The sequence below is a fragment of the Phytopseudomonas daroniae genome, assembly GCF_004327285.1.
In the GTDB taxonomy this organism is placed as follows: domain Bacteria; phylum Pseudomonadota; class Gammaproteobacteria; order Pseudomonadales; family Pseudomonadaceae; genus Aquipseudomonas; species Aquipseudomonas daroniae.
In genome coordinates, this window is sequence record NZ_QJUI01000014.1 from 65,203 (window position 1) to 84,020 (window position 18,818).

Here is an 18,818-nt window from a genome sequence, read left to right on the forward strand (position 1 = left end):
GCATACCGGGCACGTCCTGAAAAATTAACCCCGCCGACAGCGCACCAAGAAGCAGCACAAACGCTACGAGCGCAATTTTTCGCGCACCATTTTGTTTCGCAAAGTAAACATTAGAGGATTATCGACGCACTCAATTAAAACTCATTATCAGAAAACCCACCAAAAAGATTCCCCCCTATTAATAAGCACCCTAACCACAAGACTGAAAATGAAAAATTTAGGTCGGGAATATGTATTTTTAGCTAACGAAACGGGCTTAACGCACCTAGAGCCTCACTTATTTCACGACTTTGGCATTTTGAGCACGAGTCTTGCTTTAGAGCCTGTAACGCTCCTCTTCAGGGCAAAAGTGGTAACGTAACCACGCCCGATCAAGAGCCGAAAGAACGGTTGGCAGGTACTGCACGAGTGGAAATCTACGAAATTGCGACATGTCCGATTCTGTTTACGACCAGACGGCGGACACGACCAATGGATAGATCGAAACTATCGCCAATAAAGGCGCCGTGCTATAAATTACCGCCGACACAAAAAGAAATAGAGCTGCTCTCCATAACAACCAATTGAGCAGTGGAAGTATTCTTCTAAACCAAAGGAGCAAATCACGATGCGAGTGATGAAGTGGAGCGTAATCGCCCTGGCAGTAGCCGCGGGTACTTCTCAAATGGCAGTGGCGTCCAGCCAGTCCGAGTCCAACGGCTTTATCGAAGACAGCAGCTTCAATATTTTCAATCGCGCGTTGTACTTCAACCGTGATTTCCGTAATGCCGCACCTGGCTCCCAGAGCTACACCGAAGAAACCGGCCTCGGTATTCGCCTGCTGTACGAATCCGGCTTCACTCAAGGTACCGTTGGTTTCGGTTTCGACGCTCACAGCCTGAGCAGCATCAAAATCGACAGCGGCCGTGGCCGCCACAGCACCGGCCAGTTCGGCACCACCAGCGACGGCCGCGGTGAAGACACCCAGAGCGAAGTCGGTGGCGCTATCAAACTGCGTCTGTCCGATACCGTTCTGAAATACGGCAGCCAGTTCACTTCGAGCCCGGTATTCGCCACCGACGACAGCCGCATTCTGCCGGAAGTCGCCACTGGTACTCTGCTCACCAGCAATGAAATCGAAGGTCTCGAGCTGACCGCTGGTCGATTCACCGCAATGAGCAGCCAAGTAGGCAGCGGCCGTGATGGCATCAACGGCAAGGGCGAGCAAGGCCTGACCTCCGCCAACATCGTGGGTGCAAGCTACAGCTTCACTGACAACTTCAGCGGCGCGATCCACCACTCCGACGTCGAAGACTTCTTCAAGAAGACCTATGTCAACTTGAACTACAACCTGCCGCTGAGCGACGAGCAAGCGCTGAACTTCGACTTCAACGCCTATAAAACCAGCGGTGACGGCGAAGAGCGCTATGGCGAAGTCGACAACAAGATCTGGAGTTTGGCAGCAGCCTATAGCCTCAGCGCCCACACCTTCACCGTTGCCCACCAGCGTTCCAGCGGTGATGCAGGCTATGCTTACGGCGTTGATGGTGGCGGCACCGTCTTCCTGGCCAACTCCGTGCAGATGCGTGACTTCAACGGTAAAGACGAGAAGTCCTGGCAGGCCCGCTACGACCTGGATCTGGCGACTTTCGGCGTACCAGGCCTGAGCTTCATGGCTCGCTACATCACCGGTAGTGACATCGATGTAGGCCCTGGCAGCGACCTGAGCCGCTGGGAACGCAACATCGAAGCCAAATACGTCGTACAGGACGGCGCGGCCAAGGATCTGTCGTTCCGCGTTCGCCAAGCAACCTACCGTGCTGATGCCGGCTATGAAGGTGGCAAGCTGGACGAAGTTCGTCTGATCGTCGAATACCCGCTGAGCGTTCTGTAAATACAGGCACTACGCGGCGACAAATGAAAAACCCGGCTTGATGCCGGGTTTTTCTTTTTAAAAGGCCGCGCATACAGCCCTCTGCCCCATCTGCGCAGATGCCTCATGCATCCGCACCACGCCCCTCGACCTACCTCCCCAAATCGATATCAGCCTTCTGCGCCCTGCACCGGCATCCTGTACGCAACAGGACAGGCACCGTACAATGCCGGGTCATAAAAATCCTTTGCAACCGACAGAACGGCCCCCCATGCGCACCAGTCAGTTCCTGCTCTCGACCCTCAAAGAAACGCCTTCCGACGCTGTCGTCGTCAGCCACCAGCTGATGCTGCGTGCCGGGATGATCCGCAAAGTCGCCTCCGGCCTCTACACCTGGCTACCCATGGGCCTGCGCACGTTGCGCAAGGTAGAGAAGGTGGTACGCGAAGAGATGGATGCCGCTGGCGCTCTGGAAGTGCTGATGCCCGCCATTCAGCCTGCGGAATTGTGGCAGGAGTCCGGTCGCTGGGTGCAATACGGCCCGGAACTGCTGCGTGTGAAGGATCGCCATGACCGTGAGTTCTGCGTCGGCCCGACCCATGAGGAAGTCATCACCGACCTGGCGCGCAACGAGCTGAACAGCTACAAGCAGCTGCCGCTGAACATGTACCAGATCCAGACCAAATTCCGCGACGAGATCCGCCCGCGTTTCGGCTTGATGCGTGGCCGCGAGTTCATCATGAAGGACGCCTACTCCTTCCATGCCAGCCAGGCTTCCCTGCAGGAAACCTATGACCGCATGCACCAGGCTTACTGCAATATCTTTACCCGCCTGGGCCTGAATTTCCGCCCGGTGGTGGCCGACAACGGCTCGATCGGTGGCGCCGGTTCCCACGAGTTCCATGTACTGGCCGAATCCGGCGAAGATGACATCGTGTTCAGCAATGTCTCCGACTACGCGGCCAACATCGAGAAGGCCGAAGCGATTCCTCGCGAAACCGCTCGCCCGGCAGCCACTGAAGAACTGCGCCTGGTCGACACACCGAACGCGAAAACCATCCAGCAACTGGTGGATGGTTTCGATCTGCCGATCGAGCGCACCATCAAGACGCTGATCGTGCACGCCGAAGAAGAAGGCAAGCTGATCGCCCTGATCGTCCGCGGTGATCACGAGCTGAACGAGATCAAGGCCGGCAATCAACCAGGCGTCGCCAGCCCGCTGGTGATGGCCTCGGACGCCGAGCTGCGTACCGCCATAGGCGCAGGTGCTGGCTCCCTGGGCCCGCTGAATCTTCCCCTGCCGATCATCATCGACCGCTCGGTAGAACTGATGAGCGACTTCGCCATCGGCGCCAACGTCGACGACAAGCACTATTTCGGCGTCAACTGGGAACGCGACCTTCCCGTACCGACCGTTGCCGATCTGCGCAACGTAGTGGCCGGCGACCCGAGCCCGGACGGCCAGGGCACGCTGGAAATCAAGCGTGGCATCGAAGTCGGGCATATTTTCCAGCTTGGCACCAAATACAGCGAATCGATGAACTGCCAGGTGCTGGGTGAAAACGGCAAGCCGGTCACCCTGAGCATGGGCTGCTACGGCATCGGCGTATCCCGCGTGGTGGCGGCGGCCATCGAGCAGAACTCCGATGAGCGCGGCATCATCTGGAACGATGCCCTGGCGCCCTTCCATATCGCCCTGGTGCCCCTGCGCTACGAGACCGAGGCCGTGCGCGAAGCGACCGACAAGCTGTATGCGCAACTGACCGCTGCGGGCTTTGAAGTGCTGCTCGATGACCGTGACAAAAAGACCAGTCCGGGCATCAAATTCGCGGACATGGAATTGATCGGCATCCCGCATCGTATCGTGGTCAGCGACCGCGGTCTCGCCGAAGGCAACCTGGAATACAAGAGCCGCGTGGAAACCGAGGCTCAACCAGTTGCCGTTGCCGATGTCCTGTCGTTCATCCAGAACCGTATCCGCCGCTGACCCGCCAAAGAGTCGTCATGTTCAAGCGAAGCACCTTACGCCTCGTCGGCGCCACAACCTGTGGCGCCCTGCTTCTCACTGGCTGTGCCAATCATTTGCCACAGCGCAGCGAACACGAGGAACGCATCGAGCGCAAACTGTTGAGCCACAGTCTGCAGATCGACGTGGGGCAGCCTCAGGTATTGGAGCTGCCGCAGCGACGCGTACGCGTGCACGAACAGAAAGTCTTCGAGGTGACGCCTTTCGAAGTCACCCGCCACTATGATCGCTACACGCCTTACCAGCCCTGGCGCGAGCTCTACGAGATTCCGCTGGGCACGGTGGCTATCGTCGGTGGTGTTGGCGCCAACGTGCTCAACGTGGTGACACTGGGTCGGCTGCCGGATGCAGCGACCAAGGACTGGATCAGCTACGGAGTGGCGGGCATCAATCCGTTCATGAACGTCGAATCCAATGGCCGCTCGCAACAGAATCTGGCCAGTATCGAAGAAAAGCGCCAGGAAACCCGTACCGAATACTCCAGCCTGCCCTGGACCGAACGACCAGTGCTGGTCAAAGCCGGCGAGCAAACCCACGAACTGCTCACCGACCGCCACGGGGTGCTGCGACTGAATCTGCTTGATGCCCCCTTTGTCGACCAGGACATAGCCCGTATTGGCACGCTACTACTGAGGGTTACCGACGATCAGGATTCGACCAGCGCCGAAGCGACATTGCTGGTTAGCCGTACCCTGCGCGGTAAACTGCGCGAAGCCCATGATCTGATTTATGACGATCTGGAAGGCGCGGAAGTCGAGCAGTGGGTGCATCGCGTCAAGCGCCTGTCAGAACTGGGGCTTGAAGAGGAAGCCAGCGAACTTGAGCAGAGCCTGATCGAGCTGACCCGTCATGATCCGGAATTGCAGGCGGTGTTTCTCAAATCACTGACCGATAACGCAGGACGATTGGTCGCCGATCCAGGCGAAGACTAAGCTCTCAACGCCGCACGGCGAAACCCTTCACTCCCTGCAAGGGCCGCTCCTGCAATGCCAGCGAAGTCACTCTCGCCTGAGGCGGCCCGTTTTCCAGCCAGCTCGCCAAGACCCGCACCGCGGCGGTGTCACCTTCGAACAATACCTCCACCCGGCCATCGCTCAGGTTGCGCACCCAGCCTGACAGACCCAGTCGCACTGCCTCGGCTGCCGTACTTTGGCGAAAACCGACGCCCTGAACACGGCCGCTGACATAGCCGTGCAGGCATAGATTGGCCATAGCGTTATCCCTCTCGCCGCAACGCACTCAGGCGCGCTTTCAAACCCTCTGCATTCTGCTCGCCGAGCAGGCGTTCGCGCACTTTGCCTTTATCATCGACGATATAGGTCACCGGCAGGGCATCGCTGGGCGGTAGCCCGTAGTGCTCGGCGGGATCTTGAGCCAGCACGGTGAACTCGATGCCCAGCGCCTGCGCAGCACGGGCGAGGTCATCGCCCTGCAAGCCATCGAAGTTCACGCCAAACACGCCGATCGACTGTTTCTCCAACTCCGGAGCCAGCGCATTCAACTCGGGGATCTCGGAACGGCATGGGCCGCACCATTCAGCCCAATAATTGATAACCAGCCACTGGCCATCAAGCCGCTCAGCCGCTACCTTTTGCCCATGCTGGTCGACGCCGAAGTCATTCCCGCACCCCGCCAGCGCCAACCCGGCGACGAGCACCGTCACGATCCGAATGACTGCCTGGAGTCGCTTTACCATGGAAACGGTCCTCATACCGGTAGGGTTGCTATGACACTGGATGCCTCGCAGCTCGACGTGCCCGAAGCCCTGCAGAGCAATTCGATAACCCGGGCCGAACTCGGCGAGCGACTCAGCACGGCTCGCCAGCAGCCCGCAGAAGCTGGATTGCAGGAGGCGCTCGCCCTGCTTTCGCGCCTCAACCGCAGTACGATGACCTTACTCGAAAGGCAGCGCACGCTGCAAAATTTCAGCGATGAGTATCATCACTACAACGCGGGCGGACACAGTGCACCGCCAGTGCAGCTGTTGATCCTGCTGTGCTGCGAACTGGCCATCGGCTTCAAGCGCCTGCTGCTGCAGATACTCCAGGGACACAAGCCCTCGCGCCCTCATCTCGCCTGGTGCCTGTACATGGCCCAGCATTTCATCGCGCAAACGCTGCTGCGCCACTACCAGCAGTACCGGGAACCGGCCCCCGAGCTGTGGCGCGACAGCCATCTGCTGTACTGGCTGGGCGAACAGCAGGATTGCCTCGACGAACCCGTGGCAGCGGCCTTTTCGCCAACGCCTGCCGATACACTGCGCGGCCTTTACCAGCAGATACTTTTGCTGGCTCTCAGCAATCCACCTCACTTGCATCCCGAAGAAAGCGAACGGTTATTCACCGCCCTGGCACCACTGGCAGCCACCGCACGCTTACTGCCCTGGGATGTGGAAGACAAATCCGAAGGGGCACTGGTCGATCTGGAGGGAGCTCAACCCTGCCTGACCTATTCAAAGCGCCCGGATGCAGGCTCCGACACGCTGCGCCGCCTGGAACTCGGTGCGTTGCTGATCGCTCTAAGCGAACCGGCACCGCTGCAGAGCGTCGCCGCGCGTGAGCTGCTCGAGCGTGTGCAGCAGCACTGGCTAGTGAATAATCAGCGCCGCCACTCTCGCACACTGAAACAAAGCGATTGCCGACTGGCCATCGGCGTACCGGCGATTCACGCTCAACTGCTGGAACAGCGCCCCCAATGCACGGAAGGAAAAATTCTCGATATCGGCCCTGGCGGCGCACGTTTACTGTGCGCGGCACAAGCCGCAAGCACGCTGCCCATCGGCCAATTGGTGCTATTGATGGCCGACAGCGACGTCCTGGCACTGATCTGCTGGCGGCACCTCAATACCGAAGGGCTTCATCTCGGCCTACGTTATCTCAAGGGCCTGGCGCAACCGACCTGGATCAGGCGTACCCCCAGCAGCCAATCGCACCTGGGCATCCTGCAGAGCACACCAAAACCACGAAATGGCTGGCACCACGGCCTGTGGTTACCGCGCAATCAATTCGCCGACGAGGAAAACCTCTGGCTGCAATTGCCCAATGCGGTCAGCCAGAATCAGTTGCAGTTGCCGCCATGCAATCTGCTCAGTGCAATGGTGAGCCGCCACCCTCTCGAACTGCCATAAATGAGAGTCGAATCACGCCAAACATCGGCATAGCGCACAGTCTGCAAGCAGGTGGCCTCTTTATAATTCTCCGCTGACGTCCTTTTGCAGCCAGGGAAAGTCCCATGCCCAACGCTCATGACACGCTGATCGGCCAGGTACCCGCTCACCTTATCGAGAGCGCTCACCTGCAACTCACCACCTATGACGGGCGTGTGGCCGAATTCAACATCGCCGCCTGGCTCCACTTGCCCGGCCAGGCCAACAGCCTGGTATCGCTGCAGGTCAGCTATCGCGACGGTGGCCAGCTGCGCTCGGTGAATCTGGATCACGCCAAGGTCAGTGCCCAGGACAGAATCCTGCTATCCGGCATCGCGCGGCTGCCGGTCGCACAGCGGATCGAGGATATGCAGATACGCCTACGCTCGGCACTGCCCCGAGTCGAGGTGAAGGTGGAAGAACTCTTCGTACAAGCCGTCGAACCCGCATTCGCTCAAACGGAAGTAAATCAGGCAAACGCCTGACCGAAAGGCGCCGGTGCGCCTGACTCACCGAGGCCTGGCCGGGCGTTCGGTTGCGCCTCTTTCTGCGCGGGCGAAACAAGAGATTCTGGCCAGCGGCTGAAGCGAAGCCCGGTAATGCGATTCAGGTTCTCCAGCGCGGCGCTGCTGTCACGCGGGCGAAGCATGACGACGTTATCCGAAGCGTTGTTCATCGCATGCACTCCTCGGCGCTGATACGAAAGATCTACTAAGCAGGTACTTTGCCAGAATCATGCCATTTTGATGGCGCCAACAGACCGTCACAAAAACCACGGCTCCGAAAGGTCTGCAGTAACAGCCTCATCTCAGTATCAGGCGCATCTGACGCGCAATCTGTCATTTTTTGTCACTCCCTTCCCCTTCCAACCAATGCGCCAGGCTATCGCCGAACAGCAGCGCCTGCTCCTCATGCAAGCGCTGCAAAGCCTGATGCAAGGCGGGATACCACGGCTCCTCCAGCTCTGTCGGTAGCTGATCGAGACGGGGCAACGACCACGGGCTGTGCTCCAACAACTGCCGCAACGAGTAATGTCCAAGGTCGCGACTGAGCATCCAGCTGTCTCCGCCCGTGCAGGCCACCAGTCGCTGACTCTCGAGAAAGCTCAGCACCTCTTCCCACTCATGTTCCGGCAATAACCAGCCTTGGCGCTGCACATCACGATGACGCACCTTCAGACCGGAACGTTGCCGGGTCTGGAAAATCCGCAGAACGCCCAGCAACACCAGCACTCTTGGCATCGCCTGCTTGCGCCAGCGATGGGAAACACCCAGGTTACATACCAGCTCGGCGCCAATAAGCACGATCAGCCACGACATAAAGATCCACAGCAGGAACAGAGGCACCGTGGCGAATGCACCGTAGATCAGCTGGTAGCCCGGAAACAGGCGCACGTAGATACCGAACAGCGCCTTGGCCAACTCCAGCAGCACTGCCGTGAAGACGCCACCCAACAAGGCATGCCGCAGCGGCACACGGGCATTGGGAACCGCCGCATAGAGCAATGTGAAGGCAGCCACACTGAGCAGCAGTGGTGTGAAACGCAGCAGCGTCTTGGCGCCGACCACGGCATCCGGCCCACTGAGCAGCGACAACGAAGCAATGTAGGTACTGACGGCAAAACCAGCGCCCAGCAGCATCGGGCCAAGGCTGAGAATCGCCCAGTACAGCAGGAACGTGGAGATCCCCCGGCGCGGCTGACGCACCCGCCAGATGGTATTGAAGGTGCGCTCGATGGTCACCAGCATCCAGAACGCGGTAACCGCCAGAACCGCGACGCCGACCCAGGTCAGCTGGCGTGCCTGGGTGGTGAAATCGCGCAAATACTCCTGCAATGCTTCACCCGCAGAGGGTACAAAGTTGTGGAAGATGAATGCCTGGATCTGCTCGCCAGTAACCTGAAAAACCGGAACGGCGGAAAGCATGGCAAAGGTGACGGTCATCATCGGCACCACGGCGAACAACGTGGTGTAGGTCAGCGCAGCCGCATTGTCAGCACCGCGGTTGGCGAAAAACCGATGCCAGAGAAATCGCCAGAACTCCAGCCAATCGCGCAAACGTTGCTGCATATCTACCTCTCAGAGCCTCGAGCAGAACGTAGCCTGGATTAGCCGCAGGCGTAATCCGGGGCCGAAGGCCTGTCCATGGTTCGACGCGGGTCACTGTAAACGCAACGGAACCGACGCATAACAGACGCTGAGTCGGCACTTAGGTTCGCATCCATTGCCGCACCCAGTTCAGCGCAAGGCGCCGACGTGGTTAGAATAGCCGTCACCTGCCGCCAGAAGCGACGACCTCATGACCGACCTGACGCTCTACCACAACCCACGCTGCTCCAAATCTCGCAGTGCCTTGCAACTGCTCGAAGATCGGGGCTTGCAACCGACCTTGGTACGCTACCTGGAAGCCCCACCAACCGCCGCTCAATTGCGTGACCTGCTGGCCAAGCTGGGCATTCCCGCGCGGCAATTGCTGCGTACAGGCGAAGACGAGTACCGCGAGCTGAACCTGGCGAACACAGACCTCAGCGAGGCTCAACTGATCGACGCGATGGCTGCTCACCCACGCCTGATCGAACGCCCAATCCTGATCGCGGGCGACCGCGCCGTGATCGGTCGCCCACCCGAGAACGTTCTGGATCTACTGTCATGAGTAACGATTACATCCTCGTGCTGTATTACAGCCGACATGGCGCTACCGCCGAAATGGCCCGCCATATCGCCCGCGGCGTGGAGATGCAGGGCCTGGAAGCGCGCCTGCGCAGCGTGCCGGCGGTGTCGGCCGAGTGCGAAGCGGTAAGCGATACGATTCCTGCCGAAGGCGCACCTTACGTCAGCCTGGAAGATCTGAAGAACTGCGCTGGCCTGGCCCTTGGCAGCCCAACACGCTTCGGCAACATGGCCGCGCCACTGAAGTATTTCCTCGACGGCACCAGTAACCTGTGGCTCACCGGCAGCCTGGTCGGCAAACCCGCCGGTGTATTCACCTCCACCGCCAGCCTGCATGGCGGCCAGGAAAGTACCCTGCTGTCGATGTTGCTGCCACTCTTGCACCACGGCATGCTGGTCGCCGGCCTGCCCTACAGCGAATCCGCGCTGGTAGAAACCCGCGGCGGCGGCACGCCCTACGGCGCCAGCCATCATGCAGGCGTAGACGGCAAGCGCGCCCTGGATGAGCATGAAACAACCCTGTGCCGCGCCCTCGGCCAACGCCTGGCGACTATTGCACTCAAACTGGGAAATGACCGTGGGCAGAACCGCTAAACCGCTTCCCGGCCTGGACTGGCTGCTGCCACGTCTGCGCTTTTGCCGCTACCTGAGCCTGGCAAGTTTTCTAGCGCTGGCAGCATTATTGCTGATCTGGAACCTGGGTTATGCAGCGGTACCCAGCTCGCTGTTATGGGCGGTGCTGGCCTTCCAGATGCTGCCTCTTCTGCTGCTCGCCCCCGGCATTATCGGCGGACATCCGCGAGCCCATTCCTGGGCCTGCTTCGTGGTCAACCTGTATTTCATCCAGGGCGTGCTGGCGGCATTCGATCCGTCCAAGCAGTTGTTCGGCTGGCTGGAAATCCTGCTCAGCCTGAGTCTGTTCACCAGTGCCCTGCTCTACACCCGCTGGTGTGCGCTGTACCAGCGCATCGACAGCAACAGCGGCAGTACAGAGGAATAGGCGCTGCTGCGGGTTCGACCCTGGAATACCGAAGGATCGCCCGCAAGGCTAGGCGCCCCGTGGCTCCTACGAACAACGCGAGAGCGCCTGGGAATGCTCGTCCCGTAGGGTGGATCAGGCGGCGATCCGCTTCAGGCCGCTGGATGAACGGGAGCCGAACCGCCGACTACCAGCCCAGCGTCTCTTTCAAAAAGGGAATGGTCAGTTTGCGCTGGGCCTGCAACGAGGCCTGATCGAGGCGCTCGAGCAGTTCGAACAGGGCGCTCATGCTGCGCTCGCCGCGGGTGAGAATAAAACGTCCGACGTCATCACTCATATGCAGCCCGCGACGCGAGGCACGCAATTGCAGCGCGCGCAGCTTGTCTTCGTCGGACAGCGACTGCAGTTGGAATACCAGCGCCAGGGTCAGGCGTGACTTCAGGTCGGGGAGCTTGATCGGCAACTCGCGGGGCGAGGCGTTGGCCGCCAGCAGCAGGCGGCGACCGCTATCACGCAGTCGATTGAACAGATGGAACAGCGCTTCTTCCCAGATACGCTGCCCGGCAGCAGCCTCGAGGTCGTCCAGGCAAATCAGCTCGAACTGCTCCAGATTGTCGAGAATCTCCGGGCCGTATTGCACCACCTCGGCCAGCGGCAGGTAAACGGCACGCTCACCGATCTGCTCGAAGCGCAGGCAGGCGGCCTGCAGCAGGTGGCTGCGACCGACACCCTCACCGCCCCACAGATAGATCAGGCTCTCCGTCCAACCAGCATCTGCTTCGCACAGGCGCTCGACATACCCCAGAGCAGCGGCATTGGCGCCCGGGTAGTAATTGGCGAAGGTGGCGTCGTCACGCAGACGCACACCCAAGGGCAACTGAATCGGCTTCATGCTGGGGGAAGGCTCGTCGGAGCCAGATCGAGGCTCTGGATAAAGGTGGCAAAGTCTATACCCTTAGCAGCGCCCTGTCATCGCCGTACTTTTCAAGGCAATACAAGGATTTACGCGCTCAGATCCAAGCCGCGCGGGTTGCCAGCAAGGTATAGACACCCCGCACTCTCAGGCAGCGGGTTTCTGCCCGCTATAAGCATCCGACTGTTTGTATAGCTCGTGCACATGACGCAGCAGCACCATGATTACCGCGGCCACCGGCAGCGCCAGCAGAATGCCGGTGAAGCCGAACAACTGACCACCCGCCATGATGGCGAAGATCACCGCCACCGGATGCAGGCCAATACGATCACCGACCAGCAGCGGCGTCAGCAGCATGCCCTCGAGCATCTGACCGACCACGAACACGCCGGCGATAGCCAGCAGCGGATAGGGATCGCCACCGAACTGGAACAAACCGGCCAGCAGCGCTGCGCCGATACCGACCACCACGCCAAGATAGGGCACGATACTCGCCAGGCCAGCCAGCAGACCAATCAACAGCCCCAGCTCCAGCCCGATGGACATCAGGCCGACCGCGTACATCACACCCAGGGCGAACATCACCAGCAGTTGCCCACGCAGGAACGCGCCCAGCACCTCATGGCATTCAGTGAACAACTTGACGGTCAACCCTTCATTGTCGCGCGGCACCAGGCTGCGCAGCTTCGCGACCAGCAGATCCCAATCGCGCATCAGGTAAAAGCTGACCACCGGAATCAACAGCAGGTTGGCTACCCAGGCCATCAGCGCCAGGCTCGACGCCGTTACCTGGGAAAGAATCAGCCCGGCGATATCGCTGGTCTGGCCCAGGTGCCCGGAAATCGCTGCTTTCAGCTGGTCGAAGCGCCAGAACCCTTCGTTCAGCCCAAACTTGACCTGAATCCACGGCAGCGCCTGATTCTGCGCCCAGTCGAGCATCTGCGGGAGCAGTTCGTAGAGGCGTGCCAACTGCTTGCCCAGCATTGGGATGAGTACCAGCAGCGCCAGGGCGATCAACAGTGTGAACAAGGTAAACACCACGATCACACCCCAGGTGCGCGATAGCTTCAGGCGCTCCAGACGATCCACCAGCGGATCGCCGAGATAGGCAATCAGGATGCCGACAAGAAACGGTGAAAGAATCGGATGCAGCGCATACAAGAAGCCACCCAACACCAGCAATACAGCAATCCATAGCCAGCGAGACGAAAGGGGCATGCTCAATCCTCGAGAGGGAAATGACGGATCAGGGCGCACTCGACGGCGGCCGGGGCAAACAGCAGCCAGCCCGGTACAAGCGCTTCAACTCAGGTGGCTGGCAGTCTACCAGCGAAAACGCAGCACATCGTCACGCGGCACGATGGTAGGCGTCTCGGGCTCGACCTGCGGTTCGACAGGCATCTGACCGGCATCCACGGGGACTGGCTCTTCGGCTACGGCTGGCGCTTCGGCAGCCAGCTCAGCGGCGGAGACTTCGCGCAGTTGCACCAGGGCAAGCTGGGTACGCAACTGCTCGGCGCTGGCGCTGACCTTGTAGATCAAGCGATCGGCCTGCACCGATTGCAACTGTGCACCAAAGGGTTCGAGCACACGCTGCAACTCGGCATAGCGCGACAGATCCGCGCCGATGATTTCTACGGTCTGGGTCGTGGCCGCTCCCGGAGCGACCACGAAACGCGGCGCCAGGCGCTCGCTCACGGCCAACAGCACGGCATCGGCCAGAGCAGCCTGATCGGCACCTTCGGCCTTGCCCTGCTCGCGCTTCTCGCCCAGCCACAACTGCCAGTTGGCTTGCCACTTGCCGTCGCTCTCGCTGGCGCGAACCGCCAACAGCGCGTCGGCGCCGTAGCGCTCCGAGGCCGAGCGCAAGGAATCCGGATCCTGCGCGCTCAGGTTTTCGTCGGTCGCCAGCAATTGCTCGCTGAGATCCGCCAGCGGCAAGCGCAACGGCAAGCCACGGTGCTGCGCGGCCAAACGCAGGGGTTCGGCACTGGCCTGACCATCACCGACCATGTTCGAACCATCCGCCGTATCGTTCAGCCACCAGGCCAGGATGGCCGGGCGATTGACACCCCACAACGCAAAGCCTGCCTGACGCAGTGAACGGTCAGTGGACACGGCATCGAAATCGACCACCAGATGATCGCCTTCGTAACCGTACTGGCTGATGATCTGCTGAGGATCCTTGCGCAGCTCCACCAGTGCGCCGTCCTTGGCCGCTTCCGGCTTGCCGGTCAGGCGCAACACCAGCGTATCCACCGCGCGTTGCAAGGCCGCGTCACGCTCCTCGGGCTGCTGGCTGGCGACCGGTTCCCGTACCTGATAAAGGTCACTGACCGTAGCCGCCAGGGTCGGCAGGCTGAGTAGCGACAGGCAGAGAAGCAACGGGCGGAAGGTCGGGCGCATGAATTGGGACTCTCGACGGAAAGAAGACGGCGCGCGGCAGAAGCCGGGGCGTTATACCTTAGGGGCTGTTCCCGTTTCAGCGCAAGCCGCGAGGCGCTGGCGCCCTTGTCCGTTTGTGACCTGCACCCAAGGGATGGGTTTCATTCCTGCCGTCTCGGAACCTACGGATCAGCCTCCACCCGGCGCTGTGGCTGGCCGCTGCCGGGCAAGCCTGATAAAATCGCGCGCCTTCGCAGAACGGCCCCGAGGGGCCGGTGCTATTCCGACTTTTCCCCTTCCAAAGGCCTGGATCTATGAGCAAGCAACCCTCCATCAGCTACAAGGACGCAGGTGTAGATATCGACGCGGGTGAAGCCCTGGTCGAGCGCATCAAGGGCGTAGCCAAGCGCACCGCCCGTCCTGAAGTCATGGGTGGCCTGGGTGGCTTCGGCGCCCTGTGCGAGATCCCGGCCGGCTACAAACAACCTGTGCTGGTATCCGGCACCGATGGCGTGGGCACCAAGCTGCGCCTGGCACTGAACCTGAACAAGCACGACAGCATCGGCCAGGATCTGGTGGCCATGTGCGTGAACGACCTGGTGGTCTGCGGTGCCGAGCCGCTGTTCTTCCTCGACTACTACGCCACCGGCAAGCTCAACGTCGACGTCGCGGCCACCGTGGTCACCGGCATTGGCGCCGGTTGCGAGCTAGCCGGCTGCTCGCTGGTTGGCGGCGAAACCGCTGAAATGCCCGGCATGTATGAAGGCGAAGACTACGATCTGGCCGGCTTCTGCGTTGGCGTCGTGGAAAAGGCAGAAATCATCGACGGCTCCAAGGTCGCCACTGGCGACGCGCTGATCGCGCTGCCCTCCTCCGGTCCGCATTCCAATGGCTACTCGCTGATCCGCAAGATCCTCGAAGTGTCCGCTACCGACATCGAGAATACTCAGCTCGATGGCAAGCCGCTGGCCGACCTGCTGATGGCACCGACGCGTATCTACGTCAAACCGCTGCTCAAGCTGATCAAGGACACCGGCGCGGTCAAGGCCATGGCCCACATCACCGGCGGCGGCCTGCTCGACAACATCCCACGCGTGCTGCCGGACAACGCCCAGGCAGTGATCGACGTGGCCAGCTGGCAGCGTCCGCTGGTATTCGACTTCCTTCAGGAAAAAGGTAATGTCGACGAACACGAAATGCACCGCGTGCTGAATTGCGGCGTGGGCATGGTCATCTGCGTGGCCCAGGAACAGGTTGAAGTCGCACTGCAGGCACTGCGTGCCGCTGGCGAGCAACCCTGGGTCATCGGCCAGATCGCCGCAGCCGCCGAAGGCGCCGAGCGCGTCGTGTTGAACAACCTGAAAAGCCACTGATGCCGCAACCCTGCAACGTTGTGGTGCTGCTGTCCGGCACCGGTAGCAATCTTCAGGCGCTGATCGACAGTACCGGCGATGGCACTGGCGATGGCAAAAGCCCGGTGCACGTCGCCGCGGTGATCGCCAATCGCAGCGACGCCTACGGCTTGCAACGAGCGCGAGACGCAGGCATCGCCACCTGCGTTCTCGAACATGCCGATTACGACGGGCGCGAGGCCTTCGATCAGGCGCTGATACGGGCCATCGACACCTTCGCGCCGCAGCTGGTGGTATTGGCTGGCTTCATGCGCATCCTCACGCCTGCTTTCGTGCGCCACTACCACGGACGCCTGCTGAACATTCATCCATCACTGCTGCCCCGTCACAAAGGCCTGCACACCCATCAGCGCGCGCTGGAAGGCGGAGACACCGAGCATGGCTGTAGCGTGCACTTCGTGACGGAGGAACTCGATGGTGGCCCTCTGGTCGTACAGGCAGTAATCCCGGTACAGTCGCAAGACACTGCCGCCAGTCTGGCGCAGCGGGTTCACGTGCAGGAGCACCAGATCTATCCGCTCGCCATACGCTGGTTTGCCGAAGGCCGTTTGCGCCTCGGCGACTCGGGCCCGCTGCTCGACGGTAATCCACTGCCGGCTACCGGCTACCTCATCAACAGCAAGGAGACTCCATGCGCCGCGCCCTAATGTTAGCCCTGGCGTTGTTCAGCCTGCCTGCCCTCGCCGAAGAGCCGAAGCCCTTCTCTGCCAGCTATACCGCCGACTGGAAACAGGTACCGGTCAGCGGCTCGGCCGAACGCAACCTGCAGAAGCTCGATGATGGACGCTGGCAGTTGGTCTTCAAAGCCTCCATGCTGGTCGCCGGCCTGACCGAACAGAGCACCTTCACGGTCGAGGGCGATGCCTTCCTGCCGCAAAGCTACAAGTTCGAGCGCAGCGGCCTGGGCAAGAGCAAGGATGTCGAATTCGATTTCGACTGGTCGCAGAAACAGGTGATCGGCAGCGACCGCGGCGATCCCGTGCGCTTCCCCCTCAACCGCGGCATGCAGGACAAGTCGACCTACCAGCTCGCCCTGCAGCACGACGTCGCGGCTGGCGAGAAAAGCATGAGCTATCAGGTGGTCGACGGTGACGAAATCGAAACCTACGACTTCCGCGTTCTGGGCGAGGAAGTGGTGCGCACCAAGGCCGGCCTGATCGACTCGATCAAGGTCGAGCGCGTACGCGATCCGACTCAGAGCAACCGCAAGACCATCCTTTGGTTCGCCAAGGACTGGGATCACCTTCTGGTACGTCTGCACCAGGTAGAGAAGGACGGCAAGGAATACCAGATCATGCTCAAGTCGGGCACGGTCGATGGCAAAACAGTCGAAGGTCGCCGCGATTGACCGCCTGACCAGCCTCCGCCACCAGTAAGCCGGGCATGCCCGGCTTTTTCTTGCCCGCAGAATCAGGGCAGCAAGAAGGCGGAAGCGGACATTCGATTTGGTGGGCTTCATGACGTAGATACCGTCTTAACCTTCACCTCGCAATGGTGGATGAAAAGAGCGTCAGCTACGCGCCCCGATCCACCCTACGGATGCTATCGCCTCGTAGCCGTCATCTCGGGCATTTATCGGCACGTGCCTTGGGTTCGTGCCCATGCTTGCAACTGGCCGCATTGTCCCTCTTGCGGAACTTGTAACTAATTACTACAGTGATAGGCGTCGTTGCTTAGCAGGCTAAGCACGAACTCAAACACCTTGCGCCGCATTTATCCGGCAAAACTGGAGAAATAAGAATGAGCGTAGTAGTAGTGACCGAGCGTGACGAACACCATATGTCCCATGAGGCCCAGGCCGAGGGCAAGCGGATCTGGGACGTACACCAGAACGACCAATTGGTCGGCATATTCCCCTCCAGGGAAGAAGCCATCGCCTACCAGGCGGAGCTGACAGCCACCGATGTAGCCCACTCGCAATAATCGGAATCGAAAGAAAAAGCCCGCTGATCGCGGGCTTTTTATTGAATAACGCGCTGTTTACCACATCAGGTCGTCAGGCACCTGATAGGCCGCATACGGATCATCCTCATCCGCCGCTTCGGTTGGCGTGTTGAGCAGCAGAATGCGCTGGGGATCGCGCTCCTGAATCTTCAGCGCAGCCTCGCGGGGAATCACTTCATAACCGCCGCCATGGCGCACGATGGCCAGGGAGCCACGGCTGAGCTTGTCGCGCATCAGCGTATTGACCGACAGGCGCTTGACCTTCTTGTCGTCGACGAAGTTGTAGTAGTCCTCGGTGGTCAGCTTGGGCAACCGGGAAATCTCGATCAATTGCTTGACCTGTGCAGCGCGGGCTTTCTGCTCCGCCTTTTCCTGCTGCTGGCGGTTCAGCTCCTGGTCGCGGATGGCTTTTTCGGCCTTGGCCTGCTGAGCGGCCAACTGCCCGGAATTGTCCTCTTCGGCCTGACCTTTTTTTACCAGACGCTGCTGCTTCTGCTGTTGCTTGCTGGCCTGCTTGACCTGCTTCTCGTTGACCAATCCGGCCTTGAGCAACTGGTCACGTAATGAAATCGCCATAACCTACCTATCCGCAGACAATTTAATGGGATGGGGCACGCCCATCGTGATCAATCCAGGGCGCCTGTGCCGCCCTGGCTCAGCAGCCTCGCTGCTTCTCGTGTTTCTTGGCCTCGCCCCACAGGGCGTCAAGCTCGTCCAGTGTGCAATTCTCGATGGGGCGCCCCACTTCGCGCAATGCCTGCTCGATAAAACGAAAGCGCCGCTCGAATTTGCCATTGGCTGCCCGCAACGCCGCTTCCGGGTCAACTTTCAGGTGCCGTGCCAGATTGGTGGCACTGAACAGCAGGTCGCCAATTTCCTCGGCGATGGCTTCCGGATCGTTCTCGCTGATCGCTTCGAGCACTTCATCCAGCTCTTCGCGCACCTTGTCCAACACCGGCAGCGCATCCGGCCAGTCGAAACCGACCCGCGCGGCACGGCCTTGCAGCTTTTTGGCACGGCTCAGGGCTGGCAGCACGTTCGGCACATCGTCGAGCAATGACAATTGCTGCGGCGCCGCTGAACGCTCAGCCCGCTCCTCGGCCTTGATCGCCTCCCAACGCTGCTTGACCTCGACCTCGCTCAGCCGCGGCTGATCCAGCGGGCCGTACAGATCGCCATCGGGAAATACATGGGGATGACGGCGTACCAGCTTGCGGGTGATGCCATCGACCACATTGGCGAAATCGAAGCGCCCTTCTTCCTTGGCCAACTGGCTGTAGTAAATCACCTGAAACAGCAGGTCGCCGAGCTCACCGGGTAGTTCGGCGAATGCCTCACGCTCGATGGCGTCCGCCACTTCGTAGGCTTCTTCGAGGGTGTGCGGCACGATGCTCGCGTAGGACTGCTGCAAATCCCAGGGGCAGCCATACTGCGGGTCGCGCAAGCGGGCCATCAGGTTTAGCAGATCGTTGAGTTGGTACATGGAATGTTCC

At 60.4% G+C, this 18,818-nt stretch carries 21 protein-coding genes; 12 read left to right on the top strand and 9 right to left on the bottom strand.

What is annotated here, in order from left to right:
- The first annotated feature begins 607 nt into the window (after positions 1-607).
- The 3 genes from DNK06_RS16660 to DNK06_RS16670 all read left to right on the top strand — a co-directional run bounded on the left by DNK06_RS16660 (position 608) and on the right by DNK06_RS16670 (position 4,810).
- Positions 608-1,873 (top strand): OprD family porin, encoded by a 1,266-nt coding sequence (locus DNK06_RS16660; protein WP_131181116.1) that lies wholly within the window; start codon positions 608-610, stop codon positions 1,871-1,873.
- Positions 1,874-2,123: 250 nt separating this feature from the next.
- A complete protein-coding gene (locus DNK06_RS16665) occupies positions 2,124-3,839 on the top strand; it encodes a proline--tRNA ligase (protein WP_131181117.1) in 1,716 nt (571 codons plus the stop codon).
- Between the two features lie 17 nt (positions 3,840-3,856).
- On the top strand, positions 3,857-4,810 hold the full coding sequence (locus DNK06_RS16670; RefSeq protein WP_131181118.1) for a hypothetical protein: 954 nt from the start codon (positions 3,857-3,859) through the stop codon (positions 4,808-4,810).
- 4 nt (positions 4,811-4,814) lie between these two features.
- Here DNK06_RS16670 and DNK06_RS16675 read toward each other — a convergent pair whose 3' ends face one another.
- The gene (locus DNK06_RS16675; RefSeq protein ID WP_131181119.1) at positions 4,815-5,090 is read right to left on the bottom strand and encodes an acylphosphatase; all 276 of its coding nucleotides are present in this window, start codon (positions 5,088-5,090) and stop codon (positions 4,815-4,817) included.
- 4 nt (positions 5,091-5,094) lie between these two features.
- Positions 5,095-5,574, bottom strand: a complete 480-nt coding sequence (locus DNK06_RS16680; protein ID WP_131181120.1) for a TlpA disulfide reductase family protein — start codon at positions 5,572-5,574, stop codon at positions 5,095-5,097.
- Between the two features lie 30 nt (positions 5,575-5,604).
- On the opposite strand from DNK06_RS16680, the gene DNK06_RS16685 reads away from it, so the two are divergent.
- Together DNK06_RS16685 and DNK06_RS16690 are read left to right on the top strand one after the other, a co-directional pair.
- Positions 5,605-7,005, top strand: a complete 1,401-nt coding sequence (locus DNK06_RS16685) for a PilZ domain-containing protein (RefSeq protein WP_131181121.1) — start codon at positions 5,605-5,607, stop codon at positions 7,003-7,005.
- Between the two features lie 104 nt (positions 7,006-7,109).
- Positions 7,110-7,508 (top strand): hypothetical protein, encoded by a 399-nt coding sequence (locus DNK06_RS16690; RefSeq protein ID WP_131181122.1) that lies wholly within the window; start codon positions 7,110-7,112, stop codon positions 7,506-7,508.
- Here the strand turns inward: DNK06_RS16690 and DNK06_RS16695 are convergent.
- Positions 7,493-7,699 carry a hypothetical protein gene (locus DNK06_RS16695; RefSeq protein ID WP_131181123.1) on the bottom strand — a complete coding sequence of 69 codons (207 nt, stop codon included), beginning with the start codon at positions 7,697-7,699 and terminating at the stop codon, positions 7,493-7,495. The two genes, DNK06_RS16690 and DNK06_RS16695, sit on opposite strands and share 16 nt — an antisense overlap.
- Before the next feature lie 163 nt (positions 7,700-7,862).
- The gene (locus tag DNK06_RS16700) at positions 7,863-9,092 is read right to left on the bottom strand and encodes a YihY family inner membrane protein (protein WP_131181124.1); all 1,230 of its coding nucleotides are present in this window, start codon (positions 9,090-9,092) and stop codon (positions 7,863-7,865) included.
- A 229-nt stretch (positions 9,093-9,321) separates the two neighbouring features.
- On the opposite strand from DNK06_RS16700, the gene arsC reads away from it, so the two are divergent.
- The 3 genes from arsC to DNK06_RS16715 are packed head-to-tail and all read left to right on the top strand — an operon-like array spanning position 9,322 to position 10,692.
- Entirely contained in the window at positions 9,322-9,675 is a 354-nt protein-coding gene (gene arsC, locus DNK06_RS16705) for an arsenate reductase (glutaredoxin) (protein ID WP_131181125.1), read from the top strand.
- Positions 9,672-10,286: an NAD(P)H:quinone oxidoreductase gene (wrbA, locus tag DNK06_RS16710; RefSeq protein WP_131181126.1), complete on the top strand. Its 615-nt coding sequence runs from the start codon at positions 9,672-9,674 to the stop codon at positions 10,284-10,286. The genes arsC and wrbA overlap by 4 nt, the downstream gene beginning before the upstream one ends.
- Positions 10,270-10,692: a DUF2069 domain-containing protein gene (locus tag DNK06_RS16715; protein ID WP_131181127.1), complete on the top strand. Its 423-nt coding sequence runs from the start codon at positions 10,270-10,272 to the stop codon at positions 10,690-10,692. Before wrbA ends, DNK06_RS16715 begins: the two co-directional genes overlap by 17 nt.
- A gap of 166 nt (positions 10,693-10,858) precedes the next feature.
- On the opposite strand, the gene hda is transcribed toward DNK06_RS16715, so the two are convergent.
- The 3 genes from hda to DNK06_RS16730 form a co-directional block, all read right to left on the bottom strand.
- A complete protein-coding gene (hda, locus tag DNK06_RS16720) occupies positions 10,859-11,563 on the bottom strand; it encodes a DnaA regulatory inactivator Hda (RefSeq protein ID WP_131181128.1) in 705 nt (234 codons plus the stop codon).
- A gap of 168 nt (positions 11,564-11,731) precedes the next feature.
- The gene (locus DNK06_RS16725; protein ID WP_131181129.1) at positions 11,732-12,802 is read right to left on the bottom strand and encodes an AI-2E family transporter; all 1,071 of its coding nucleotides are present in this window, start codon (positions 12,800-12,802) and stop codon (positions 11,732-11,734) included.
- Between the two features lie 105 nt (positions 12,803-12,907).
- A complete protein-coding gene (locus DNK06_RS16730) occupies positions 12,908-13,990 on the bottom strand; it encodes a DUF2066 domain-containing protein (protein ID WP_131181130.1) in 1,083 nt (360 codons plus the stop codon).
- Positions 13,991-14,283: 293 nt separating this feature from the next.
- On the opposite strand from DNK06_RS16730, the gene purM reads away from it, so the two are divergent.
- The 4 genes from purM to DNK06_RS16750 all read left to right on the top strand — a co-directional run bounded on the left by purM (position 14,284) and on the right by DNK06_RS16750 (position 17,304).
- On the top strand, positions 14,284-15,342 hold the full coding sequence (purM, locus tag DNK06_RS16735; protein ID WP_131181131.1) for a phosphoribosylformylglycinamidine cyclo-ligase: 1,059 nt from the start codon (positions 14,284-14,286) through the stop codon (positions 15,340-15,342).
- On the top strand, positions 15,342-16,028 hold the full coding sequence (gene purN, locus DNK06_RS16740; protein WP_131181132.1) for a phosphoribosylglycinamide formyltransferase: 687 nt from the start codon (positions 15,342-15,344) through the stop codon (positions 16,026-16,028). The genes purM and purN overlap by 1 nt, the downstream gene beginning before the upstream one ends.
- Positions 16,013-16,729 (top strand): DUF3108 domain-containing protein, encoded by a 717-nt coding sequence (locus DNK06_RS16745; RefSeq protein ID WP_131181133.1) that lies wholly within the window; start codon positions 16,013-16,015, stop codon positions 16,727-16,729. Before purN ends, DNK06_RS16745 begins: the two co-directional genes overlap by 16 nt.
- Before the next feature lie 392 nt (positions 16,730-17,121).
- A complete protein-coding gene (locus DNK06_RS16750) occupies positions 17,122-17,304 on the top strand; it encodes a hypothetical protein (protein WP_131181134.1) in 183 nt (60 codons plus the stop codon).
- A 57-nt stretch (positions 17,305-17,361) separates the two neighbouring features.
- Here DNK06_RS16750 and DNK06_RS16755 read toward each other — a convergent pair whose 3' ends face one another.
- On the bottom strand, positions 17,362-17,901 hold the full coding sequence (locus DNK06_RS16755) for a DUF2058 domain-containing protein (RefSeq protein WP_131181135.1): 540 nt from the start codon (positions 17,899-17,901) through the stop codon (positions 17,362-17,364).
- Between the two features lie 79 nt (positions 17,902-17,980).
- Positions 17,981-18,808 (bottom strand): nucleoside triphosphate pyrophosphohydrolase, encoded by an 828-nt coding sequence (gene mazG / locus DNK06_RS16760; protein WP_131181136.1) that lies wholly within the window; start codon positions 18,806-18,808, stop codon positions 17,981-17,983.
- Between the last annotated feature and the right edge of the window lie 10 nt (positions 18,809-18,818).